This is a genomic window from Micromonospora sonneratiae, from assembly GCF_042679305.1.
Lineage (GTDB): Bacteria > Actinomycetota > Actinomycetes > Mycobacteriales > Micromonosporaceae > Micromonospora_H > Micromonospora_H sonneratiae.
Genome location: NZ_JBHTMP010000012.1, coordinates 1 through 24,935, shown reverse-complemented (window position 1 = coordinate 24,935; position 24,935 = coordinate 1). Strand labels below are relative to the sequence as shown.

Here is a 24,935-nt window from a genome sequence, read left to right as displayed (position 1 = left end):
AGAGGAAGAGTAATCTACTTCACCCATAATCCAACCAGTCACCAAACAGCATTACGAAAACCGGCAAGAATTGTACCACCCTTTGCCGCAATAGCTGGCCGACAAGTCTTTGGACATATCGGTCGTGACACCCCTAAAGCCTTAGGGGCGAGCGGAAATAGGCTATTTTGAGTAGAATCCACAAAGTCCAGCAACTGAATCTCTGCATGAACCCCCTCCCTGAAGTCAATCGTCGCAATCCCGTGCTTTTTTAAAACCTTGAGCTGCTCACCAGTAAACCCCTTTCCCGCATTTGCCGCATAGCGTTCGCCGTTGGCCATCTCCATGATGGCAACGGTTCGACCATTCTTTGCCCGTTCGTCACCCCCAAGCGCCCCGTGCACTTCGTCCGCGATGTCCGACAGTCCGCAGTTGTGCACAAGAATTGAATCGCTTGCCTGCACATAGTATGTGTGGATGTCGTCGACGGTGAGGTTGTGGACGGTGGCGACGGCGTTGTAGGCGACGATGTCGATGACGCGGACGCGGGAGCCGTCTGGGGTGAGTAGGGTGTCGCCGGGGCGCAGGTCGGCGGCGTCGGCCCAGTGGCCGGGGTCGGTTACCCAGAATGGGTGACCATCGGTTGCGGTAATCGTGTCGGTGGCGTCGCCTTTGTCGCCGTCGACGTCAATGCTGATCTCGACGAGTGTCTTGTCACCCGAGCCCGCGATCTCTCTGGTCACGACCCGGGGGCCGGACTCGCCGGTCTCGGGGTCGGTAGCGATGACCTCGTCTCCGACCCGCACATCCTCGATCGGCCTCGTGCTGCCATCCGCCATCAGCACTAAGGTGCCCGGCACAAAGCTGTTGCTGAGGCAGGAATCGGCAGCGTCCGCTGCAGCGTCGGCCTTCTTACTCGCCAGGGCGGCGGCGATCTCGTCGGCCTTTTGCTTGGCCATGGCGATGGCCTCGTCGGCGCGTGCGATGGCCTCGTCGGCGAGCCTGATCGCCTTCTGCCATGACTTGTAGGCAGTGAAGGCCTGCTTCACTCCCTTGATAATTGACTTTGCCGCTTTGAAGATCTTCCCCCACGGGATCATGTTGACCAACGTGCTCACGCACGCACCGAGGTCGCCCTTGGTGAAGCAGTTGATGATGTCGGTAATCCCGAAGAAGTCGAGCAGGAAGGCCAGCCCCTGCTCGATAATCACATCAAGCAACGACTTCTTCTTGACAGCCTCTGCCCGCTCTTTCTCAGCTTTGGCATCGTCGATGATTTCTTGGGGTGTTTTAGCGGGAGTATCCGGCCTCGAGCCCATTGTCTCATCAGTGGAAGTATCACCACATGTGAAATCATTCGACCCGGTACCGCAGACATCGCGTAAGCCGGAAGCATCGACATAACTGGTCGGCGCATTACCCGCATAGGCGTACCCGTGCATCTGCTGCGGATCGGACGGATCAATGATCGGGTCGACCGAAATGAAACGTCCTGTCTGTGGGTCGTACTCACGAGCCCCCAGATGCGTCAGCCCGGTGTCATCCTTGACCCCACCAACAAAGCCCTTGTCATCCGGCCACGCCGGCGGCGGTACGTCTCCCCGGTCACCGCCGAACGGAGTCGAGTAGCGGCGCTGCACCGCCTGGGACACCGCGTCGACAGCCACCGAGTTCGTACCGTGGTGGTCGGCGAACAGCCAGGTCAGCTTGTTGTCGTCCGTCCGCACCGCAACGGTCTGTCCACCGTGGCTGTAGTAACGGATCGCCGTCTTCGTCGCCCCAGCGACCGAGTTGAGTTCCATACCCGGCAGGTAGACCGTCGTACTGGAAGCGTCCCGCTTGGCGATCCGGTTACCGTCGGCGTCGTAGACGAAGGTACTGACCTGGCCACCCTCAACGACCTGTGCCAGGCGGCCCTCGGCATCCCAGGTCAACGTCTGGCGCTCGGCCCCAGTCCCGGGCCGGCTGGTGGTGTTGCCGACCGCGTCGTACCCGTAGGTGACCGTCTTCGTCCCCGCCGGATCAGTGACCTGGACCTGGGTCATCGTGTGCGGCTGCGGCTGGCCGGGTAGCTGTAGGTGGAGGTGGTGTCGCCACCAGCAGCATGGACAGTCTGAGAGGTTCGGTTGCCGGTACTACATTTCGAGATCCTGAACCGGATGGCTTGACCGACCGGCTGGCACGGTCGAGGTCGTGGCGGTTGAGGACATCGCTGGCTGGAATGCCAGCCTTCAGAAGCTGACAGACGGGTTGGGCAGGACCCGGGGGTACGGCGGGATAGCACCCGCCCTGGCCGTACTCACCGTCGATCCGTGGTGTCGTCGTGGCGGTCCTCGTCACCGGGCCAGTCACCGGTCGACTCGTCATCGCCCCAGCACAGGCCACCGGCGGTGTCCCGGTGGCAGCCCAGATGATCGGTGGTACGGGCGCAGGTCTCGTTCTCCGGTCCGAGTGTGCCGCAGGTGATCGGTTCGATGTGGTTCCACTGGTCGGCCCGGGAGAGCAGAGCGGGCCAGAAGCTCAGCTCGGGCCGGAGCGCGCCCAGCGCCCCGGCATAGGCGGCAGCCCGACTCCGGGCCGCCGAGAGGCTGGTGGCGGGGAAGGTCAGGTGCAGGGTGTATCGGCTGCGCGCGTCGTTGTTGCCAGCCAGCAGCTTGGGCCGGCTCTCCCGACCCGTCACCATCCGATCGACCAGGATGTCGGCGTAGTCGGCCGGCTCGACCGGCTCGATCGGCTCGATCGGAGTGGGCGGCGGATTGAGCGCGTGAGCCAGCGCCGCCCGCACCCCCTCGGACACGTCGGCCCGGTCGAGCACCGCGAACAAGTCAGCGTACGACTCAGACGGTGCACTCTGGCCGGTCGGCTCGGACCGCGTCTCTTCCCGACGTTCCCGCTCCCAATACGGCGAACCGTTGTTCGTCACACGTACCTCCAAGTCCATCGCTGCTGGATTACCTCGGCGGGTCACCGGGGAGGCTGCTCTTCTTGGCCCGCCTCCCCGGTGACATTCGGCGGTGCCGGTTTGCCGGATCCGGCTACCGCCTGCGAAACACTGCCGCGTGCCGCTGCCGCCCCGTCGGCGACACCGGGAAGGCAGTCGTGTTTCGCGGCCCCTGGCACGGGTGACCGACCAGGGACGGTCGTGATCGTCGACGGGCGGCCGGCAACAGGCCACCTCAATCGCTCATCTCGAACCTGCTGAGCCCACACTCGTGGTGCGCACGGCCATGATTCGTGGCATGCCTGACACCGGCGTTCGTTGTACGGGTGGAACACCCACACGCCAAGCGCCCGCCGAGCCGGTACGTGGTGCGACCAATAGCGGTCGGCGAGCGCTGCGCGTGCCGGGTCATCGGTGCGCATCCGGCCATGGCCAGGGACGATCTCCGTTTCGGGGACCACGCCACCCTCCGGTGCACTGTACAGATTTGGACTGTGCTGTGTCGTGCTGTGTCCAGTGTGAACCTGAACAGTGCAAGATCACAAGGATGCCTGTGACCGGTTGTTTACAGACAGGAGGCCCACCGCCGCAGCGGTGGGCCTCCTGTTCGCCGGTTGGTATGGGTCAGAGGCGCCCGATGTACCCAATCCGGAGTGCGTTGAGAAACTCGGAGAAGTCGGCCTCCGAAAAGACGAGCACGGGACCGTTCTCGCCGGCCTTGCTATCGCACACGCCGATCAGTCCGTACTTCTCCGAGTGCTGGTACTCCACGCAGGCGTTGTTGCCGTCACTTCGGCTCGACTTGCCCCAGTTGCCCGTAAAACGCGGATCGGTTCTGTTTACATGGCCGTAGATCATCTTTGGCTCCTCTCAAGAATTGAGCTCAGCGGTCAGGGTTTTGATCGCCGATTGAAGAAGCTGCAGGCTCTCGTTCGGGCCGTGTGCCGCGTTGAGCAGCCGGTCGAACAGCTGTATGTAGTCCCTCACCTCGGCTTGTCCCGCATCGCCGTCGTCCGGGACGACATAGTCCTTGTAAACCGTGTCCACGACGATAACCCGCAGGTCAAGATCCTTGTAACGGTAAATAGTAAACGGGCTTCGTGGGGCGGGTCCATCGGCAAGCCGGGCTCGGACTGGCAGCACGCGTAGGTCGATGTTGGACTGGTGACTGATGGCGTCAACCAGGTGGTGTAGCTGACCGAGCGCGACCCTGGTGTCGACCACTCGGTCGTAGATGGCAGCCTCCTCGACAACCACTACAAGCCGGGCCGGGTGTGGACCACGCAGGACCTCTTGTCGACGTAGTCGTCCACGGACCACTGGTTCTATCGAGGCCGATGCTGAATCCGACGTCGCAAGTACGCGAAATCGGGCGTACTCCTCGGTCTGCAAGAGTCCAGTCAGGACGTGCGGGTTGTACTCGCACATCTCTGCGCCCTGTTCGAGACGGGCGGCGGTGACCTGGGCGGGACCCATGCCCGCGTACGTGCGACGTTGCCACCATCCTGGCCGATCGGCGCATCGTGCTACGCCGACCAGATTTGTGTACAGAGCTGATTCCGGGCTGATCTTGAGCGCTTCCAATATATCCACGACCAGGCCAGCGCTGACTCCGATCTTGTACTGCTCTGCCCGATTGATTGCGACGCGGTCCCTCCCGACCAGGGCGGCCAGCTCTTCCTGGGTAAGGCCGTGTTCCTCTCGCAGGCGCCGCAGGTCTCTGGCCAGCACTATCCGCGCGGCGAGTGGACTTACGGGTGCCGGCTCCAGGACCAGCTCGTCTGATGGCATGCGCACCTCCTCTGCGGAGCAGACCTTGCCAGAGTCCCACATCGGACCCTAGAGGGGTGGCGCGGGTGTTGATCGTGGGCTGGCGGGCCGGGCGATCGCCGACCACATGCGCACCGACCTGATCATCGACGCCCTCTCAGGGTCGATAGCGCTGCCCTCGTCTCCGACCACGCACATCTCCAATCGGCTTCGTGCTGCCATCTCCCGCAGACGCCGGGTCAGCCGGGCACGCGCCGGGACCTGCGCGACCTGCTCAGTGAACGACATGCGCGGACAGGCAGCCGTCGGGCAGTACCAGCGTCGCTTCCGCCAGCGCAGCCGCACTGGTCGGCCACCCACCGGCAGATCCCGCAGCCGAGTCGTGGCCCACTGCTTCACCCGAACCGCCCGCTGCCCACACCCCGGGCAGCACCGGGCCTGCTCATCACCGGTGAACAGGTCCACCACCGGGCAGCCCTCGGCGTCCAACTCGACCCGCTCCACCGCCAGGCCGTCCAGACCCAGCAGCCGAGTCGCCAAGGTCCAACTCGTCCAGACCAGCATCAAGAAACTCGGGGTGAACAACGCCAAGCAAACCGATCAGGATCACGCGGCACTAGACGTTTTGCCAACGCAACATTGACCCATACCAGCCGACCCGCCAGGCAAGCATTCTGATGCTCGATACACGACGGCCACAGCGTCACGCACCACTACTGGTATCCGATCCGTACGCTGCATCATAAGCAGTGTTGTTATCACCTCCACCACCCTTGCCCCGGATAGACCCTCTACTCCTCTTATTTCTATCACTCGCCATTTTCCGGATCACTGAACGAGCCTCTATCACCTCATTCTTGGGATGCTCGGAATACCTTCTCCGAAGGATCGAGATAGCCACAGCAATTGCAGCGCCAACCAGAATGACACCACCCACCACCAGTGCGGTCGCTCCTATTTTGTTCACATGATCCCCCTTCGCTCTACACTCTCAACTCCACGAGGCGCTCAACTTCTACGGCTACGCTTAGCTTTCCATTGCGCCCACGCCCCCACAACCGCTATAACCCCACCAATGATTGGATCACCCCCGGCTTTTACAGCATCCACTTGCTGTTTGGCCCCACGGACAACTGATTCGCTTCTCGTACGCTGATGCGACACCTCATCCGCATGACTAATCCGCCGATCCGCAGCTTCCGGAGCCCCCTCATCCAAACCATTTCCTTGTGAACCCGCACCACCTGAAGCGCAATTACAATCAGCGGGGTCGCGGCCCGGAAGTGCTGTAGGGCCATGCACGACGCACGCCCCGCTGATGTTATGTGCGAGTACAGGCGTATCACCAGCGATGACATAGAACGTGTGGATGTCGTCGACGGTGAGGTTGTGGACAGTGGCGACGGCGTTGTAGGCGACGATGTCGATGACGCGTACGCGGGAGCCGCCTGGGGTGAGTAGGGTGTCGCCGGGGCGAAGGGCCGCGGCGTTGGTCCAACGGCCGGGGTCGGTTACCCAGAACGGGTGACCGTCGGTTGCGGTAATCGTGTTGGTGGCGTCGCCTTCGTCGCCGTCGACGTCAATGTTGATCTCGACAAGCGTCTTGTCACCAGAACCAGTGATCTCCCTGGTCACGACCCGGGGACCAGACTCACCAGTCTCGGGGTCGGTGGCGATGACCTCGTCTCCGACCCGGACATCCTCGATCGGTTTCGTGCTGCCATCTGCCATCAGCACTAAGGTGCCTGGCACGAAGCTGTTGTTGAGGCAGGAATCGGCAGCGTCCGCTGCAGCGTCGGCCTGCTTGCTCGCCAGGGCGGCGGCGATCTCGTCGGCCTTTTGCTTGGCCATGGCGATGGCCTCGTCGGCGCGTGCGATGGCCTCGTCGGCGAGCCTGATCGCTTTCTGCCATGACTTGTAGGCAGTGAAGGCCTGCTTCACTCCCTTGATAATTGACTTTGCCGCTTTGAAGATCTTCCCCCACGGGATCATGTTGACCAACGTGCTCACGCACGCACCGAGGTCGCCCTTGGTGAAGCAGTTGATGATGTCGGTAATCCCGAAGAAGTCGAGCAGGAAGGCCAGCCCCTGCTCGATAATCACATCAAGCAACGACTTCTTCTTGACAGCCTCTGCCCGCTCCTTCTCAGCTTTGGCATCGTCGATGATTTCTTGGGGTGTTTTAGCGGGAGTATCCGGCCTCGAGCCCATTGTCTCATCAGTGGAAGTATCACCACATGTGAAATCATTCGACCCGGTACCGCAGACATCGCGTAAGCCGGAAGCATCGACATAACTGGTCGGCGCATTACCCGCATAGGCGTACCCGTGCATCTGCTGCGGATCGGACGGATCAATGATCGGGTCAACCGAAATGAAACGTCCTGTCTGTGGGTCGTACTCACGAGCCCCCAGATGCGTCAGCCCGGTGTCATCCTTGACCCCACCAACAAAGCCCTTGTCATCCGGCCACGCCGGCGGCGGTACGTCTCCCCGGTCACCGCCGAACGGAGTCGAGTAGCGGCGCTGCACCGCCTGGGACACCGCGTCGACAGCCACCGAGTTCGTACCGTGGTGGTCGGCGAACAGCCAGGTCAGCTTGTTGTCGTCCGTCCGCACCGCAACGGTCTGTCCACCGTGGCTGTAGTAACGGATCGCCGTCTTCGTCGCCCCACCAACCGAGTTGAGTTCCATACCCGGCAGGTAGACCGTCGTACCGGAAGCGTCCCGCTTGGCGATCCGGTTACCGTCGGCGTCGTAGACGAAGGTACTGACCTGGCCACCCTCAACGACCTGTGCCAGGCGGCCCTCGGCATCCCAGGTCAACGTCTGGCGCTCGGCCCCAGTCCCGGGCCGGCTGGTGGTGTTGCCGACCGCGTCGTACCCGTAGGTGACCGTCTTCGTCCCAGCCGGGTCAGTGATCTGCACCTGGGTCATCGTGTGCGGCTGCGGCTGACCTGGGGCCGGGTAGCTGTAGGTGGAGGTGGTGTCACCACCAGCAGCATGGACAGTCTGAGATGTGCGGTTGCCGGTCTCGTCGTAGGTCCACGAGTGCCAGTACTTCGCCGGACCACCCAACCCGTTCACCGTCGGGTCCGGTCCACAGTTCCCGTCGCCCGGTGTCCAGGCCTGGGAAAGCCGAGTCAGGTAGTCATAGCGGAAACACTGCTTGTCCGCGGTTACACCTGTAGGTACTTCCGAGATCGCGGTGACGTTACCGACGGCGTCGTAGGTATACGAGCTGTTGGTGATATAGCCGGAACCACTGGCACCGGTAGCGACTCGGCTGCCCTGTAGCCGCCGGGTGCCGACCTCGTAGAAGAACTCTTGGTCGACCCATTTCGCTCCACTACCCAGGCCGATCAGGGATGGCTCAGCGTAGGATGTGTACTCCGTGAGGTCGACGTAGCTGGTCGTTCCGCTGGTTGTGCTGCCGGCGAGGGTCGTCGGCAGCCCGTAGGTGTTGTAGCCGTAGGTCAGGGTTTCCTCGGCCAGCCCACCTGCTGCCGGCATCTTCGTCGTCGCTGGGCTGCCGTCCGGCATGTATGTCACATCGAAGCGGTAGGTGCCGGCCAGCACCCCCTCCGACGCCGGCACCGAAATCTCCGAGCCGGTAGGTTGGCCCGTCACGTTGTCGTAGCCCACCACCCGAGTGGTCCAGGCGTTGCCATCCACATACCGGGTCGACGAAGTCGGCATCCCCTTGTGGAGGGTGTCGTACACCCACTCCGCACGCTTCGTACCACTGAGGGAGTCGTCGTGGAGGGCGATGCTGCGGCCGAGCGCGTCGTACGCGTAGGCCAGTTTCTTGCCGTCCTGGGCCGTGACCGTTTCCTGTTCACCCGCCAGGTTGTAGGTGAACAGGGTCGTGCCCCGGTCCGGGTCTACGGTCCGCTCAACGCGGCCACGGACGTCATAGAAGTACTGCCACTTGTTCCCGCCGTTCGGGGCGGCGTCGGTGACGGTGGTCAGTTGCCCCTTGTTGTTGTAGCTGTAGGTGGTTTCGTCGTAGCTACTGGTTGGCGAGGAGCCCTTGTACTGACGCAGCTTGATCTTGTTGCCGCGGGCATCGGTGATCGTCGTGGTGGCGGTACCGCCGGTCGGGGGATCCACATCGACGCGGTCGATGCCGGTGTGGTGAATGATCGTCCGCCACTTCTCGGCCCCGTTGGCGAAGGCGATTTCGTTGGTCGGTCGGCCGGCTAGGTCGTAGATCGTGCGTGCCTGGGAGGCGATCGCATTGTCGGCCACCACCAGCACCTCAAAGCCGGGCGGTGACGCGTTGAAGTAGGGGCCGTTCTTCTTGACCAGCAGACCACGGGAGTCGTAGATCATGTCGGAGACGGCACGGCCACCGCCCACGGCTGGGATCTGGCTCTGGCGCAGCCGACCGAAACCGTCGTACAACTCGTACTTCGTCTGGTAGCCGCCGGTGGGCTGCAACCGCTTGGTTGTGATCACGTCCGCGCCGTTGTTGGCGATCAGGTAGGCGAACTCGGCATCCGGAGTGTCCGTGCCCTTTGTACGCCCCGGCCCCCATACCTTCGACAGTCGGCCGAGCGCATCAAGTTGTATGTCGGTCCGGAGGCCATTCGCGTCGACTGTCGCGGTCTGCGCGCCGAACGCCGGTTCAACGTACGAGACCGACTCGTGTAGCAGCGGGTTGATGGTCTTGACGCTGGTGACCGGACCGCCTGTCGCCGGGGTGTATACGGTCCTGGAAACCCCGCCCTTGACGTCAACGGATTCGGTCAGCCGGCCGTGGGGGTCGTCGTACTTCGCCAGCGACATGGTCTGGTACGTGGCCCTGTTCTGGGCGGTGTCCCAGCCCGAGAACTCGTCGACACGGGTGACCAGCCCCTTCGTGGGCTCCGCACCGTGCGTCGCGTTGCCGTCGTAGAAGCTGAGAGCATCAGAGATGACATCGGCGGGTCGGGCCGGCGTTGCGTCACACGCCTTGGCGACGGTCTCCACCCGCTTCGGCAGGTCGATCAGGTGCTTGGTGGTGTTCGAGACGAACTCGTACCGAGTACAGGTGTCGAACTCGGGTTTATCCACATCCGGCTTCGAACTGACTGCGGTGACGGTGCCGTCGGCCTCGATGGTCTTCTCAGTCAGGCTGTCCCGCCAGCCGCCCTCCACCGCAGCACGCTTGTGCGACCGGAGGGTGTCGACCAGCGTCGCCCTGGTGGTGCCCCACGGCTTGACCGAGGTGGCGGTCGGCTCGGAAATCCATGGATCGTCGATGCTCCGAGACAGCATCGAGGTCTCGTCAGCGAGCCAGGCGATGGTCTCCCGGACCGTGCCGGCGAGCCGGTCGTGGTCCTCCGCCTCGAAGCCGACGCCTCGGGAGTCGGTGACCCACACATCCTTCTGGCCGCCGCTGGCGGTGCGGTCGCCGTCCATGCCCCGGAAGTACCGGACCTCGTTGACCATCTGGCCTTCGATCTGGTTACCCGTACGGGTCTTGACCCGGCCATAGCCACGCCACTGACTCCAGGTCTTCTGGTCCTCGGGAGTCATCCCGTCGACCTCGTCGTAACGCCAGGCCCCGCCGCCCAGGTACTCGTAGTGCGTCTCTATCGGTGTGGTCCCAGCCAGATCGTCGGACTGCGTGATCGACTTCACGACATACTTGTGGAACCAGTCAAGCCGCTCGCTGAGTGAGGGGTCGGGCGACCAGCGCACCGGCTGACACCGCTTGGTGTTGGTGGCGGGGCTCGCAGGTAGGCCACCCGGGGCGAAGCAGTCGGGCGTCTCGTAGGTCACTGCGATCCGGCCGCCGTTCTCGGACTGGACCGCCGTGATGCGCCACCAGTTGTGCGGTGCGACGTGGTCGGAGGCTGCCGAGTCGACCCGGTTGTTGAACGCCTCGCCGGTGAACTTGACGTCGGGGAGGGTGATCTCCTGGCCCGCTGGCGCGACGTGCCCGGTGTGGGAGATCGAGTCGAGCCACAGCCCGGCCCTGGTGAAGTCGCCCGGGTCGGCGTAGAGGTGCTTCAGCGTCCAGGAGTCGACCAACCGGTACGCAGAGGAGCCGTCCCACACCTTCGTGGTGATCTTCGCCAGTCTCTTCTGGGTCCAGAAGGTCGGGGAGAATCCATCGTTACAGGGCGCGGCTGCGCAGTTCTGGTCTACCGGGGTGTCCGGCCAACTGTCCGGATGATCGAAGTCGCAGACGGTGCCCTCCTTGCACCGGTCCGCCGCTTCGAAGACGACCTGGCCTACGGGCTTCGCCGTATAGATCTCGTTGTCCCGCTGCCCATAGTCGATACGCTTCAGGTAGCCGCCCCGTGTGTAGACAGCGGCGTCGTTGACGTCGGCGTTGCGGGCATAGCGGTTGGTTTCGGTGCCGTAGAAGTAGGACATGGTGTTGCCGTGTACGTCCACGACGTAGTCAAGGTTCCACCGCCAGCCCTGGGCACGCTCCGAACCTGCGAAGTCGCCGGCCTTGTAGCCGTTCTCGCCCGGATGGTTGCCATAGACCGGCATGGTCCAGGCCGAGTTCGTGGTCTCCTGCCCCGCAGCGCCGGTGAATCCGGGCAGTTTGTGGTATCCGAAGTGGTATTGGGTGCCATCCGGGGTGGTCGCGACCCAGTACTCCCCGTCGGCGTCACCGTTGCCACGACCAGTATCAAAGAGCCGCTGAACGCGGGTGCCGTCGTCGTTCTTCATCCGCCAGGTCGTGCCGGCCGCGTCGACCGGCACCAGCTCGGACCCCTTGCCGTTGAGCGAGATGGTGGCGTTGTCCGTGGCCCAGCACTGGTCGCCAGTCGGGCGACTGACATTGTTGGCTGCTTGGCCGTTCTTGGGCTCCGTGTCCATGGCACACGGCTTGTACCTACGCTCCACCAGACCGGGCCAGAATTCGAAGCCTTCACCGATCCAGGACGGCTGGTTGTTGGTAGTCACCGTTCGGCCATCGACCGAGCCCGACGAATAGGAGAGGCCGATCTGGGGTGCCGGTCCGTTCAAGGCCGGCGGCACCCGCAACGGGTACGACCAACTGAAGTCTCCAGACGAACCGCCATGTGACCAGGTCGCCGAGGGCGACAACGGCGTCGCCGCGTACGACCCTGATGCACCAGAGGCGGCGGCAGTCACCGCGTAGGTGGTCGCGCTGTCCGTCTTCACGTCAACGTCCGCGACCAGCCGACCAGCCACGGTGTCGTTACTGGTCGGAACCGGGCGGCCCTGGCATTCAGTGCGGTCCGGCGTGGTCAACGCACAGTCAGGCAACTCCACCAGACGCAGGCGAGCAGCCCAATCTCCCCCGTAGGCATGCCCAAAGGACTTGTAGTCGACCTGCAACGACACCCGGTCGCTCGACCGACCGGCATCGGTGCGCTGCACCCGTAACAGCAGCCCGTCCGACTTGGCCCTCGCCGTCGCCGCGCGGTCAAGGACCTGTACCCGCACCCGGCGAGGTTCTGCGACGTCATCCGTCAGTCGGGCGTCCCGTCGGGTAGCCACCCCCACCGACACCGGCGAATCCCCAGCACGCACCCGTCCCACACCGGACCGAGCCGATTGCTGCGCTGCCAGGTCCACGTCGTTGGAGGACGCCGCAGGCCACACAACCTCACGCACTCCGCGTACGGCAGCCTGCTCCGCAGGGTTGGGCGGTGCCGCCCGGAGTTTCATCTTCGTCCCCGACACCGACGGCTCCTTCGGTGCCGACCGTGATGGCCTGTGCAGGTCAGCGGCAGATGCCGGTAGTTGCCCCAGGCCCAGGGTGGTCAGCGTGATCACCATCAGGAGTGACAGCGCACGGGCCCGCCGGAGCCGGGCTGGCACCCACTGGCGTACGGACCAGCGAGGTGAACGGCGAGTATGCCGGGTCGGCATCGTGCCTCCACAGAAGACGGACCGGGGTGGTCGAGCAGGGTGACGGGACAATCATCGTCAGGGACAAGATCTTCGATTTCAAGATCTTGACTGAGGGCACACGCATCCATACGATCCGCTGTCCGCCCTGTTCCCTCGTACTGTGGAGGCACCCCTCGTGTCCGTCCCCCTGCCCCCTCCAAGGCACTTACGCCAGCACCGCCGACGCGTCGGCGCAGCTGGTCTCGCCTTGGCTCTCGCGGTTGGAGCGCTTGGTTCGCTCCCCCAATCCATACCGGCAGCGGCCACGCCACCACCCGCTGGCGAAGAGGACCGGCGCGATGAGATAACCATCCTCGCCGATGCCACCGCCGAGGCAATCCGCACCGGTCAACCGGTGGAGGTGCTTCAGAAGAGAACCGAGGACAGCAGGCTGTTCGCGAACCCGACCGGAACGTTCTCCACAGAGAACTTCGCACAACCCATCCATGTCAGAAAGGGCGAAACCTGGGTCGACATCGACCCCACGCTACAAGTCAACCCTGATGGCACCATCAGCCCGATCGCAACCCCGGGCGAGCTGAAGATATCTGCAGGCGGAAGCGGACCACTGGTCACGGTGAGCAAGGGCAGTAAGAGCCTGTCATTGACGTGGCCGACCCCCCTTCCCACCCCAAGCCTCCTCGGCAGCACCGCCATCTACGCCAATGTGCTGCCGGACGTGGACCTGCAGGTGATCGCCGACCCAGCGGGGGGATATCACGAGCGGCTGGTCGTAAAGACTCCCGCCGCCGCCGCCAATCCAGCGCTGAACTCCATCACGTTCGGGGTAACCACCACCGGTCTCACACTCTCGGCTCGCCCTGATGGCGGAGTCAACGCGGTCGACAGCTCTGGCACCGGTGTCTTCGCCACAGACACCCCCCTCATGTGGGACACCCCGGTGGCCCCGACGCTCACAAAGCTTGAGCGCATCGAGGGCCTGACCCGTGAAGATCCCCAGCCGAAGTACATAGCCCCGATGGACGTTCAGCTTTCCCCGGGGGCTATGACAGTCATCCCGGACCAAGCACTGCTCTCGAACCCGGATGTCCAATGGCCCTTGTATCTCGACCCGAGCTCAACACCGATCGCCTCGTACGACTGGACCCACATATCCAAGAACTACCCAACCCAGTCGTACTGGAACTACGACCGCGACGACGGCGCCAAGGTGGGCCTAGGCGAAGGAGTGACCTACCGGTCGTACTTCCTGTTCAGCATCGCTGCCATCCGCGGAAAGATCGTCACGAAGGCGACCTTCGCAATCACGCTCAACCATTCCTACCAGTGCACGACCAGCACGCCAGTCGATCTTTACCACACCGACAACATTTCCCGGTCGGCCTCCGTGACCTGGAAGAACTCGGTAACTGACACCAACAAGTGGCGAACCAAGCTGGCAACGGCATCCGGCCATGCCAACGGGTCATCGTGCGGAGAGCCCGACATGCCCATGGACTTCGCCAGCACAGCCTTGACCAATGCCGTATCAGCCGCTGCCGGTGGAACCAGCAACCAGCTCACCTTCGGGCTTCGGGCACCTGACGAGGGCACCACGCAGCAGTGGAAGAAGTTCCACCCGCAGACTGCGAAGCTGACTGTGGAGTGGAACACCGCCCCCGGCGTGCCGACCGAGTTGACCACCTATCCGCCAACCCCCTGCGGCAGTGTGACAAATCCCGCCCGGCTGCCCGAGAGCATGAAGACACCGACCTTCACCGCTGGGCTCTCCGATGCCGACGCCAACAACCTCACCGGCTATCTCGAAATCCGAAAGACCGCAGACGACAGCGTCGTATACGGCCCGGTGGTCTCCGCCACCATCCCCGCCGGAGGAGTCATCACCTGGCCCACCCTGCCCAGCACCGCCCTTGGACTGAACACCAACTACTACTACCAGGCACGCGCCCGTGACACCGGTGGCGCCTACGGTCCGTACACCGGCAAATGCCACTTCATCATCGACGCCACCGACCCCGGCACCCCAACAATCTCCTCCACTGACTACCCGGACGGTGCCGAGGGGATCGCTGCGGGAACCATTGGCACTGTCACGATCAATCCCGCCGTTGGCGATGACGACATTGCCGGCTACCGGTACGGCTTCGACGACACCGTCAGCCTATGGGTGCCTGCTGACGACACCGGCAATGCCACCGTCCCAATTACCCTCTGGACCAATCCGAGCCGTCCGAGGCCCCCTACGGCGAACCTCTGGGTCAAGGCCGTCGACAAGGCAGGCAACGAACGGGCTGAGGTCACTGGACCGCGTACTCTTACTGCTTCTGTCTCCGCGAATACCGTCGCCAACATGCAGGGTGACGTCAACGGTGACGGAAAAGCGGACGTCACTGCCGTACTGGACATGGGCGATGGGCGTACCGCTGCCTGGACGTTCCTGTCCTCAACCAGCGCCTTCCATGCGCCCGTCATCAACTGGGACAGTGGCATCAACGGTCGACACGCCGCAGGCAGCATCAAGACCGTAACCGGTGACTTCGACAACGATGGACGCACCGACACGGCGATGTTCCGCCAGGACCGAGACGGGCAGGTACGACTGTTCAACCTGCGCTCCGACACCAATCAGTTCCGGGCCGACTGGCCGGAGCTCGCTGCTGGGACCTGGCTGCTCGGCGACGCCCGGGTACTCGCCGGAGACTTCAACGGAGACGGTATCGACGACGCCGCCGCAATCGTCAACGACCGCGCCGGTGGCTGGACCACATATGTCTACACCTCTACCGGCACCTCGTTCAGCCCCGCAGCCACCTGGTACGCACAACCAGCCGGCACCTACACCTGGTCCAACACCAGGACACTCGCCGGAGACTTCAACGGAGACGGCAAGACCGACATCGCCGTGGCCCAGGACAGCACGGGAACACGCACCACCCTCCGGGTCCACACCTCCACCGGAAGCACGTTCGACGCCGGTAGTCAGTGGTGGGACAGCGACACGGACACTGACCCCGAGGCATACGTCGGGTCCGCCGCCAAGTACGCCGTAGCAAACCTCGACGGCACCGCTGCCGACGACATCATCGCTATGTACAACCACGGCGCCAAGACCACCATCAAGGTCCTCACAGCAGCCGGCAGTACCTTCGCAACCCCAACGACCTGGTGGGACAGCGACACCGGAAGCAGTGACGGCTGGGACTGGCGTCGAACCGTGCAATTCTCGACCGGCGACTTCGACGGCAACGGATCTATCGACCTTGCTGCCATCGTCGACTGCTGTCAGGCCGGAAACCGGGAACTCTGGACCTTCCCCAACACCGGCACCGGATTCGGGCAGGCCACGATACGGGGCAACGCCACTGCCACCACCGCCCGTCCAGCGACCGCTCATTGGCGGATCGACGAGGGCAACGGCACCGTCCTGGCCGATGCTGGCGACTCCTACCCGGCCTCTCTCTCGGGCCCAGCATGGAACAACAACGGTCATGTCGTTGGCACCAAGGCCCTCCAATTCGACGGCACCAACGACTACGCCACCGCCGGACGCTCGATTGTCGAAACAAGTCGTAGCTATTCAGTGGCCGCCTGGGTCAAGCTGGACAACACCACCACCTACCAGACCATCGCCAGCCAGGACGGCCAGCATCTCTCCGCCTTCTACCTGCAATACAGCAAGGCCTTCAACTCCTGGGCCTTTGTCGTTCCCTCGGCCGACAGCACTGGAACCGTCAGCTACTGGGCTGCCAAGGACACCATCGCTCCCCGGCTCGGGGTATGGACACACCTGGTCGGTGTATACGACGCAGACGCCCAACAGCTCAAGCTCTACGTAAACGGCGTCTTGCGTGGAGCAAGCAGCCGTCCGGACGCGTGGAGCGGCACCGGCCCATTCCAGATCGGAAAGGCGTTCTCAGCACCAGCGACATCAGGAAACTGGTGGACCGGCGGAATCGATGATGTTCAGGTCTACGACGTCGCCCTCAACGGCACCGAAGCAGGTCAAATCGCCCGCGAGACCACTCCCGCCGGCCACTGGAAGTTCGACGCCGCCAGCGGACCGAACATTGACGCCTCTGGCAACAACCGCAACCTGACACTCGTCGGCGCGACCACCGGCGCCCCCGGCAAGAACGGCGAGGGTCTAACGTTCAACGGCACGGGCAGCTACGCAACCGCACCCAACGCCATCAACACCACAACCGGCTACACGGTCTGCGCCTGGGCAAAGCTCGACAATGTCGCCAACCTCACCTATCGCGCAGTCGTCAGCCAGGAGGGCACCAGGTCCAGCGGCTTCTGGCTGCGCACCAGTCCAAGCAACAAATGGGAGTTCGACATCTCATACGCCGACAACGTCTACAGCTCAGTCGAGTCCACCACGGTGGTTGCCGCCGACACCTGGACGCACGTCTGCGGCTCCTGGGATGCGGGCACGTCGCAGATGATGCTCTTCGTAAACGGGAACCTTGAGGGAGCCAAGGTTGTACCAGCCGGCATCGTCGCCACCGGCCCCGTCAGCATCGGCAGATACAAGTACATGGACACCCAGGGCAGCTTCTTCGCAGGTGTCATCGACGACGTGCAGGTCTTTTCCGGCACCATCCTCGACCCCGCAAAGATCAGAGTAATCATGAACGGAAGTTGATCTGGTTAGAAGGTCGGGCCGGACAACCATCCCGGCCCGACCTTCGTCATCTGGGACCTCTCGGAGACCTTCTACCAGCCTCGCAAGCCCTTGCGGCCGACCGGACGGCACAGCGAGATACCGTGACGGCCCCGACGTACTCAATCAGCGGCTTCTGTGGTCGCGACCAGAATGACCGGCTCGTTGCGTACCGGGAAACTGACCGAGTTGGCGATGAAACAGAGCTGGTGTGCGGTCTCGTGCAGCGCGGTCGCCTTCTCCACCTGGTCCTCGGCTGCGACGGTAACCTGCGGACGCAGTACGACCTCGGTGAAGTGTCCACCACCGTCCGGGGTCTCTTCCATCGTGCCGACCGGGTTGTCGACATAACCGGTCACCACCACGCCGCCCCGGGCACAGAGGCTCAGGTACGACAGCAGGTGGCACTGCGACAGCGAGGCGACGAGCAACTGTTCCGGATTCCACCGGGTCGGATCACCCCGGAACATCGGGTCGGCGGTGCCCGGAATCGGCGGCAGCCCCGGCGCGCTGATCTCGTGGTCCCGACCGTAGGCGCGGTAGTTGATGGTGCCGGCGTCCCCGGCCCCGGTCCAGTCCACGGTCAACTCGTAGCTGTGCGTCCTCGGCATCGACCGACTCCTTCGCTCGCCGTCCCCGGTCATTCTGTCCCAGCCGTACGACAAGCCGCAGGCCACGTGCCACCCCCGGTACGACCGATCACAGTCGGCCGTACCAGGGGTGGGCTGCCTCGCCCTACGGGTATCGCTGTCAGGCAGCGCAGGCCGTCTTGACCTTCTGCGCGATGTCGGCGAACTTCTTGGTCACGGTGTTAACCGGCGTGTTGTCATCCGGGCTGTTGAGCGCCACGATCTCCGCCGCCCCCGCGGTGAACGCAGCCTTCACCTCAGGCTCGATCGACCCAGCGGCCAGCGCCGTCAGCTTGTCCGACCAAGCCTTGAGCTTGGCCCGGAGGTCAGCCTCCATCTTGTTGGCCTTCGCCTCGTCGCCAGTCATCGCCACCTCAAGGATCTTGCTGAACTCAGCCTTGAAGGCGGCAGCAGTGGTCTCACCCAGGGGCACCGCCTCCGTGCAGGCAGCCGTCGTCGCGGCCTTCACATCTGGCGTAGCCGCTGCTGCTGCTGTCGTCGGAGCGGCAGCCGGTGAGTCGGCTGGCTTCTCCTCGTCAGTGCCACAACCAGCAACCCCCAGGGTCAGCGCCACAACGGTCGTGGCAGCCATCAAAAAACGTCGCACCTCAAACTCCAGTTCGTTGAACCGATCTCCCGCCGGGATCAGCCTCAGCCTGCCGCCCGGGTCCGGGCAGCCGGACTTCTAACCCGGTCTTCCGCAGACCGAGGGTGATCCGGAGGTCCGCAGAGGGGCACGATCATATATTCGATCGGCATCGACCTATCGGGGAGTCCTGCCCGGACGAGAGCGCCGAATGACCGGGGTCGTACGGCGGGCCTGGCCCCCGATTCTCCAGTGCACCATCAACCAAGGGTTGGGCCGGCGGTGCACCGAGGGATACCGTCGGGTCGTGACCGACGAGAATCCGCAACAGCGGCTGCGCTACCGCCTGCTGACCGGCCCGGACGACGCGGCCTTCTGTCAACGGGTGAGCCAGGCTCTCGCCGATGGCTACCAGTTGTACGGATCCCCGGCACTGACCTTCGACGGGGAACGGGTGATAGCCGCCCAGGCGGTGGTCCTGCCCGAGGAGTGACGGTCGCCCCCATTTCTGTCCGACGTCTCGGCTAGCTTGCCCGGGTGCTACAGGACGAGATCACACTGGTGCACCCGGACCCGCCCAAGCCGAGGTACGTACGGCTGTCGGTGGATGGGACGAGGTTCGACCGGGCCAGCTGGGCCGGCAGCGGCAAACCCCGGCACAGCGGAAAGACGTACGCCTCGGAGTCCAACGCACGCGTGGCGCTGGAGCGGGAATCCGCACGCCGGATGCAGGAGGGATTCGTGCTCCTGCGCGAACCTGACGAGGTCGCCACCGGCGAGATCGTCATGCAGTGCGCAGTGCCGAACCGCTACGCCTCCGATGCGTTCGACCTGCACCCCGACGGCCACACACTGGCCGTCGGCACGGTGCTCCACCAGGGGTACGGCGCCGAGATCCACCTGATCGACGTCTGGACCGGGCAGCGGCGACTAATCCACACCGAGCCGGCCACCAGCGAACAGTCGTTCATCCATACGGTGCTCTTCGACGGCGATGGCCAGGGCCTCGTCTTCACCGTCGACGGGGAGACCCGGCACCTCGACCTGGACACCGGAGCCAGCCGGGTCATCGCCTCCTACCAGCAGCACAGGAGCACGCGGTTCAACCCGTTCCGCGTACAGCCGTCCTGGGACCGAGCCAGGAAGCGGCTGCTGGCCTTCGACGCGGAAGATGTCGTCCGGGTGCTCGACGCCGCAGGCAATCCCCTGCTGGAGGTGCCGACGCAGGGCCGGCCGGAGTGCCAGGCGGGCGCACTGTCCCGGTCCGGACGGCTACTGGTACTCGGCTACCAGCAACTCGAAACCGAGATCTGGCAGGTCGACACCGGAGAGAAGCTGTGGAGCGGACGCTTTCCATTCGCCTTCGACCGTAGTGCCAGCGGTCTCGGCCTGGACAACATCGGCTTCGATCCGACGGAACGGTTCGTCGTTGCCGACGCCGGATACGCCGAAGGACCCGGGGCGATGTCCGTCGAATCGGGTGTGTTGGCCTGGGCGATCCACGATCCGTACCGCACCGACCGGTGGGGCACCTGCTATTCGTGGACCTACTCACCGGACGGGACCCTGTTGGCGATCGGGAAACGCGGTGGCATCGAACTGCGGAATGCCGCCACCCAGGAACTTCTGCCCGGCCAGCTGCCGCCATCGGCGACCGGGGACACCCGACGGGTCGTCTTCTCCGCCGACGGACAATTCATCGCCGCTGGCGGCAACACCGGCCGGCTGTCCGTCCATGTCGTCCGGAACCCGTACGCTCCCGGACCCGCTGCCCGCTAGGCGAGAACGTTGGGCTCGTCGAGCACCCACAACCAGGTGCCGTCGGGCTGGCGGCGGGCCACCTCGGCGGTGGCGCCGCCGTCAACCAGTCGGGTCGAGGTGAGCGCCAGGTCGCCGTTCCGCAACGCTGGCCGCTGCTGCCCGGGTGTGAACTTGGGGCGGTCAGCAAGCAGACGCTCGTACACCTGACGGATCTCCTCGCTGCCGGTGGCGACCTGTCCGCCCGGGCCGGCCAACACCGCGTCCGGCGTGTAGAGCGCCACCAGTCCGTCGACGTTCCCCGCGTTGGCCCGCTCGACGAAGAACCGACTCAGGTCCTCGGGTACCGCTGCCCGCTCGTGCACCCCGTCACTGTTCGCCACAGATGTCTCCTGTTCGTCCCGATCGACCGGGCGGCCGGCAGGACCGAGCCTCCGGATCCGCCCACGGGATCGTTCCACTCAGGTACGACATCCGCCGCCCCCTGATGACGGGGATGATGGGGCGAGGCTGAGGGAGACGGTACGTCGGGCGGCGGCCACCATCGCCCGGTCGGCGAACCGGCCGTCGGGGAGTACCACGGTGCCCGAGTCACGGACCTGGGCCTCGGCGACGGCGGCCAGCAGTTCCCGGGCCCGGTCGACCTCATCCGGTGACGGTCGGAAGGCTTCGGCGATCACCGGGAGTTGACGGGGGTGGATGGCGGCCCGGCCGATGAAGCCGAGCCGGCGACCGGCCCGGCAGGAGGCGGCCAGCCCGTCGAGGTCGGTGACGTTGGCGTACACCGACATGGCCGGCGGCGGCAGGGCGGCGGCGCGGGCCGCCACCACGACCCGGCCACGTGCCCAGAGCAGGCCGTCCTCGCCGGTCACCCCGAGATCGGAGCGCAGGTCCGCCTCGCCCAGCCCGAGCGAGGCCACCGTCGGGTGCGCGCTGGCTATCCCGTACGCCGCCTCCAGCCCGACCGCCGACTCGATCAGCGGATGCAGTGGGGTGCCGGGCAACTCGCCGGCCACCGTCACCACGTCGACCGGGGACTCCACCTTGGGCAGGCGCAGCCCGGCCACGCCGGGTCGACCGGCCACCGCCGCAAGGTCGGCCGGCAGGTCCGGGCCGGTCAGCTCGTTGACGCGTACCTGCACCGGCACCCGGTGCGCCGACGAGACGAACTCGGCGACGGCGTCGCGGGCGTACGCCTTGCGACCGGCCGCCACCGCGTCCTCCAGGTCGAGGATGACCACGTCGGCCCCGGAGTCGACCGCCTTGGCGAACCGGTCCGGCCGGTCACCGGGCACGTAGAGCCAGGTCAACGAAACGGTCGGCGGGACGACCGCAGCCACGCCGGGCGGGACTTCGGTCATCAGATGACGCCCCGGTCACGCAGGGCGGTGATCTCGTCGGCGGTCAGGCCGAGTTCGGTCAGCACCGCCTCGGTGTCTTGGCCGTGCCGGCGACCCGCATGCCGGATCCGCCCCGGCGTCGCCGACATCCGGAACGGCACGTTCTGCATCCGTACCTCGCCGAGTTCCTCGTCCGGGACGGTGACGGCGGTCTCCAGCGCCGCGTACTGCGGGTCGGCCAGGATGTCCCGTACGTCGTAGACCGGCGCGACCGCCGCCTGCGCCTCCTCGAACGCGGCCACCACCTCGTCCCGGTCCCGCTTCGCCACCCAGGCCCCCACCGCCGCGTCGAGTACGTCGGCGTGTGCGGCCCGGCCGCTGCCGGTGGCGAACCACGGTTCGTCGATCAGTTCGGGGCGGCCGACCAGCCGCAGCACCCGTTCGGCGATGCTCTGCGCACTGGTGGAGACCGCCACCCAGCGCCCGTCGGCACACCGGTACGCGTTGCGCGGCGCGTTGTTGTTCGACCGGTTACCCAGTCGGGGCTGGACGTAGCCGAGCTGGTCGTACCAGGTGATCTGCGGGCCGAGCATGGCCATGATCGGCTCGATGATGGCCAGGTCGACCACCTGCCCCACCCCGGTCAGGTCCCGACCACGCAGGGCCAGCATGACCGCGTACGCGGTGGCCAACGCGGTCACCGAGTCGGCCAGCCCGAACGGTGGCAGCGTGGGCGGACCGTCCGGCTCACCGGTGGCGGCGGCGAAGCCGCTCATCGCCTCGGCCAGCGTGCCGAACCCGGGCCGGCGGGCGTACGGCCCGACCTGGCCGAAGCCGCTGATCCGGGCGATCACCAGCCGGGGGTTGACGGCGTGCAACTCCGCCGGGCCGATCCCCCAACGTTCCAGGGTGCCCGGTCGAAAGTTCTCCACCAGCACGTCGGCGTCGGCGATCAGCCGGTGTAGCAGCTCCGCGCCCGCCGGATCGGAGAGGTTGGCGGTGACGGTGCGCTTGTTGCGGCCGAGTACCTTCCACCAAAGCCCGATCCCGTCCTTTGCGGGGCCGTGTCCCCGGGACGGGTCCGGCTTGGCCGGGTGCTCGACCTTGACCACGTCGGCCCCGAAGTCACCGAGGAACGCGGCTGCCAGCGGGCCGGCGAAGAGGGTGGCCAACTCGACCACCCTGACCCCGTGCAGCGGGCCAGGGCCGGAGCCGGCGCTCAGGCCGGCGGCGCCGACGCTCGGGGCGGTGTCGCCGACGCTCGGGGCGGTGTCGCCGACGCTCGGGGCGGTGTCGCCGGAATCGGCGAACGGGGCGATCATGCTGGTCCCACCTCCGAATCGAGGGCGGAAAGGTCGGCCGCGCAGCGGAAGCCGATCGAGGGGGAACGGGTCAGTCCCGCACCGAGCAGCAGCAGTTTCGTGCTGACCTCCGGCGGCTGTGGGCCGCCGTCGAAGTACCAGTCCGAGCCGTCGGCCCGGTAGTCCATGCCACCCTTGAGGATCACGAACCGGGTACGTCCGTCGCTGTGCTCGCTCTCGGTCAGGTTCCACACCAGCGGGTCACGCCGCTGGATCAGTCCCGCCTCGGCGGCGACCTGCCACTCGTCCTCGGTGGGCAGCCGCAGCCCGGCCCAGGCGGCGTACGCCCGCGCGTCGGCCAACTCGACGTACGTGACCGGCGCGTCGGCCGGCCCCTGCCCGCCGGTGAACCGCTCGGGGCGTACCGGCCGGTGTCCGGTGGCGGCCAGGAACGCCGCGAACTGGGCGTTGGTCACCTCGTGGGTGTCGATGGCGAACCGGCCGAGCGACACGGTCCGGTGCCGGGTGCCGGTGCCGTGCAGCCGGGGCGGCAGCGGCTTCCACTCGTCCACGTACGGCGCTTCCCCGTACAGGCCGGTCTCCCGTACCCGGTAGCGCACCACCAGGTCCCGTCGCCCGCCGTCGACCGCCACCATCCCTTCCGGTACGTCGGTCCGGGGCACGACCGGCACGGGTGTCCGGACCGCCTCCCGGGCCGGGAAGCTCGGGTCACCGGTCGCCGGTTCGTGCCGATCCACCGTCGGCCCGGTCGTCGCCAGCACTGCGGCGATGCCACCGGCCGGGAGTGCGCCACCGACCGCCACCCGGCCGTCGGCCAGCGCTGTCATGGTGAGCTCGGCACCGGTGATCAGGTCGACGAACCGGTGGCCGGGGCGGGCATCGGTGACCAGCCAGGGGCCGTCGTAGGCCGTGCCCCGGTTGACGACCGTCCACAGTGGTTGACCCTGGTACGTCCAGCGGGAGGCGTGGACCGGCGTGTCCGCGCCCGGGTGGTCGGCCAGCGGCACCCAGTCCTCGGAGCGGAGCCAGTCGGCGTGGCTGGCCTGCACCCGGCGCATCGCCCGCAGCACAGCCCGGTCCCGGTCGTTCCAGCCGACCCACACGCCGAAGACGCTCTCCCAGACCAGCATGCCGACGCCGTTGAGCCAGGCGGAGTGCAGCTCGTCCAGGTGGCTACGGTTCCACCGCCGGGTGTGGTGCAGCATGTGCCGCCGTTCGAACCACTTGGCCCGCAGCACCCCGGGAACCGTCGAGTCGGCGAACCACTGCGCCCAGGACATGCCGTGGTCGGCGATGCGGGCCAGCGGCACCCGGGACTCACCCTCCAGCACCATCCCCGGCCGTACCGCGTCGAGCGCCTTGCGCAGCTCGCCCGCGCCCTCCTTGAGGGTGTCCAGGAAGACACCGTCCACACCGAGCCGACCGGCCAGTTCGGCGACCGCCTCGGCGTCGGTACGCGGTTCCCGCCGGGTACCGGTGTCCCACGGGTTGTAGTCGACGAAGACGCGTACGCCCCGGTCCTGGAAGGCCGCGACCACGGCGGGCAGTTCCGGCACCTGCCGGTAGTAGTCGAACTGGTTACGGTCGTCCAGCCCGATCACCGGGTACGCGTGCCAGAGCACCACCCCGTCGAAACCACCGAAGTCGCGTTCCGCCTCGGCGAGGAACTCCTCGACGGTGAAGACGCCCCGCTCGTGGTCGTACAGTTTCTCGTCCCACAGCCAGGCCAGGCAGACGCTGAAACAGTCGCCGGCGATCTCGTCGTAGTGGCTGCCGTCGTAGCCGATCCGGGCGCGGGCGTCGGTACGCCACGCGGTGATCCGGTCCCGCCACGCGGGCCACTGCGCCGGATCTTCCGGGGCGGCGAAGATCTTCACCTCGTCCAGCACGGACAGGTCGGCGTCCGGGGCCAACGGCACCCCGGTCGGCAGGTCGATCGGCCGGGGCACGTACGGGTTGAAGTTCGGATCCAGGTTCACCGTGCCGCTCCGTAGGTCGTGGCGGACAACTCGTCGATCTCGTCCCGGGTCGGGATGGCGGTGGACGCGCCCGGCCGGCGGGCGCAGGCCGCCCCGGCCGCACTCGCCCAGCGCAGCGCGTCGACCACCGGATCC

The 24,935-nt window shown here is 65.6% G+C and carries 14 protein-coding genes and 2 pseudogenes; 3 read left to right on the top strand and 13 right to left on the bottom strand.

Annotation, left to right across the window (positions count from 1 at the left end):
* Positions 1-38: 38 nt before the first annotated feature.
* The 6 genes and pseudogenes from ACFQ4H_RS10115 to ACFQ4H_RS10090 form a co-directional block, all read right to left on the bottom strand.
* Positions 39-2,024, bottom strand: coding sequence for a polymorphic toxin-type HINT domain-containing protein (locus ACFQ4H_RS10115; RefSeq protein WP_377569519.1), 1,986 nt, complete (start codon positions 2,022-2,024; stop codon positions 39-41).
* 254 nt (positions 2,025-2,278) lie between these two features.
* Positions 2,279-2,902, bottom strand: coding sequence for a hypothetical protein (locus ACFQ4H_RS10110; RefSeq protein ID WP_377569517.1), 624 nt, complete (start codon positions 2,900-2,902; stop codon positions 2,279-2,281).
* 642 nt (positions 2,903-3,544) lie between these two features.
* Complete coding sequence (locus tag ACFQ4H_RS10105) at positions 3,545-3,778, bottom strand: DUF397 domain-containing protein (protein ID WP_377569515.1); 234 nt, start codon at positions 3,776-3,778, stop codon at positions 3,545-3,547.
* Positions 3,779-3,790: 12 nt separating this feature from the next.
* Positions 3,791-4,711 (bottom strand): helix-turn-helix domain-containing protein, encoded by a 921-nt coding sequence (locus ACFQ4H_RS10100; RefSeq protein ID WP_377569513.1) that lies wholly within the window; start codon positions 4,709-4,711, stop codon positions 3,791-3,793.
* 195 nt (positions 4,712-4,906) lie between these two features.
* A pseudogene (locus tag ACFQ4H_RS10095) lies at positions 4,907-5,254 on the bottom strand (transposase family protein); the annotation flags it as partial.
* 444 nt (positions 5,255-5,698) lie between these two features.
* Entirely contained in the window at positions 5,699-10,378 is a 4,680-nt protein-coding gene (locus tag ACFQ4H_RS10090) for a polymorphic toxin-type HINT domain-containing protein (RefSeq protein WP_377569509.1), read from the bottom strand.
* A gap of 2,389 nt (positions 10,379-12,767) precedes the next feature.
* Here ACFQ4H_RS10090 and ACFQ4H_RS10085 point away from each other — a divergent pair.
* Positions 12,768-17,168, top strand: coding sequence for a LamG-like jellyroll fold domain-containing protein (locus ACFQ4H_RS10085; protein ID WP_377569507.1), 4,401 nt, complete (start codon positions 12,768-12,770; stop codon positions 17,166-17,168).
* A gap of 140 nt (positions 17,169-17,308) precedes the next feature.
* Here ACFQ4H_RS10085 and ACFQ4H_RS10080 read toward each other — a convergent pair whose 3' ends face one another.
* Together ACFQ4H_RS10080 and ACFQ4H_RS10075 are read right to left on the bottom strand one after the other, a co-directional pair.
* Positions 17,309-17,797 carry an OsmC family protein gene (locus ACFQ4H_RS10080; protein ID WP_377569505.1) on the bottom strand — a complete coding sequence of 163 codons (489 nt, stop codon included), beginning with the start codon at positions 17,795-17,797 and terminating at the stop codon, positions 17,309-17,311.
* A 139-nt stretch (positions 17,798-17,936) separates the two neighbouring features.
* Positions 17,937-18,407: a hypothetical protein gene (locus ACFQ4H_RS10075; RefSeq protein WP_377569504.1), complete on the bottom strand. Its 471-nt coding sequence runs from the start codon at positions 18,405-18,407 to the stop codon at positions 17,937-17,939.
* A 301-nt stretch (positions 18,408-18,708) separates the two neighbouring features.
* Between ACFQ4H_RS10075 and ACFQ4H_RS10070 the strand changes: the two genes are divergently transcribed.
* Together ACFQ4H_RS10070 and ACFQ4H_RS10065 are read left to right on the top strand one after the other, a co-directional pair.
* Positions 18,709-18,894, top strand: a complete 186-nt coding sequence (locus ACFQ4H_RS10070; protein ID WP_377569502.1) for a DUF1737 domain-containing protein — start codon at positions 18,709-18,711, stop codon at positions 18,892-18,894.
* A 44-nt stretch (positions 18,895-18,938) separates the two neighbouring features.
* Positions 18,939-20,180: a WD40 repeat domain-containing protein gene (locus ACFQ4H_RS10065; RefSeq protein ID WP_377569501.1), complete on the top strand. Its 1,242-nt coding sequence runs from the start codon at positions 18,939-18,941 to the stop codon at positions 20,178-20,180.
* Here the strand turns inward: ACFQ4H_RS10065 and ACFQ4H_RS10060 are convergent.
* The 5 genes and pseudogenes from ACFQ4H_RS10060 to ACFQ4H_RS10040 all read right to left on the bottom strand — a co-directional run.
* Positions 20,177-20,542: a YybH family protein gene (locus ACFQ4H_RS10060; protein WP_377569499.1), complete on the bottom strand. Its 366-nt coding sequence runs from the start codon at positions 20,540-20,542 to the stop codon at positions 20,177-20,179. The genes ACFQ4H_RS10065 and ACFQ4H_RS10060 overlap by 4 nt on opposite strands.
* Positions 20,543-20,620: 78 nt before the next feature.
* Complete coding sequence (locus tag ACFQ4H_RS10055; RefSeq protein WP_377569497.1) at positions 20,621-21,520, bottom strand: HpcH/HpaI aldolase/citrate lyase family protein; 900 nt, start codon at positions 21,518-21,520, stop codon at positions 20,621-20,623.
* Positions 21,520-22,821, bottom strand: coding sequence for a CaiB/BaiF CoA transferase family protein (locus ACFQ4H_RS10050; RefSeq protein ID WP_377569495.1), 1,302 nt, complete (start codon positions 22,819-22,821; stop codon positions 21,520-21,522). The genes ACFQ4H_RS10055 and ACFQ4H_RS10050 overlap by 1 nt, the downstream gene beginning before the upstream one ends.
* Positions 22,818-24,800, bottom strand: a complete 1,983-nt coding sequence (locus ACFQ4H_RS10045; protein WP_377569493.1) for an SUMF1/EgtB/PvdO family nonheme iron enzyme — start codon at positions 24,798-24,800, stop codon at positions 22,818-22,820. The genes ACFQ4H_RS10050 and ACFQ4H_RS10045 overlap by 4 nt, the downstream gene beginning before the upstream one ends.
* Positions 24,797-24,935 (bottom strand): annotated as a pseudogene (locus ACFQ4H_RS10040) (ribokinase); the annotation flags it as partial. The gene ACFQ4H_RS10045 and the pseudogene ACFQ4H_RS10040, both read right to left, overlap by 4 nt.

Excerpts from the sequence above, each read along its gene's own strand:
- ACFQ4H_RS10105 (WP_377569515.1), bottom strand. The coding sequence starts at position 3,778 with ATGATCTACGGCCATGTAAACAGAACCGATCCGCGTTTTACGGGCAAC.
- ACFQ4H_RS10100 (WP_377569513.1), bottom strand. The coding sequence starts at position 4,711 with ATGCCATCAGACGAGCTGGTCCTGGAGCCGGCACCCGTAAGTCCACTC.
- ACFQ4H_RS10075 (WP_377569504.1), bottom strand. The coding sequence starts at position 18,407 with ATGGCTGCCACGACCGTTGTGGCGCTGACCCTGGGGGTTGCTGGTTGT.
- ACFQ4H_RS10055 (WP_377569497.1), bottom strand. The coding sequence starts at position 21,520 with ATGACCGAAGTCCCGCCCGGCGTGGCTGCGGTCGTCCCGCCGACCGTT.
- ACFQ4H_RS10115 (WP_377569519.1), bottom strand. The coding sequence starts at position 2,024 with ATGACCCAGGTCCAGGTCACTGATCCGGCGGGGACGAAGACGGTCACC.
- ACFQ4H_RS10080 (WP_377569505.1), bottom strand. The coding sequence starts at position 17,797 with ATGCCGAGGACGCACAGCTACGAGTTGACCGTGGACTGGACCGGGGCC.
- ACFQ4H_RS10050 (WP_377569495.1), bottom strand. The coding sequence starts at position 22,821 with ATGATCGCCCCGTTCGCCGATTCCGGCGACACCGCCCCGAGCGTCGGC.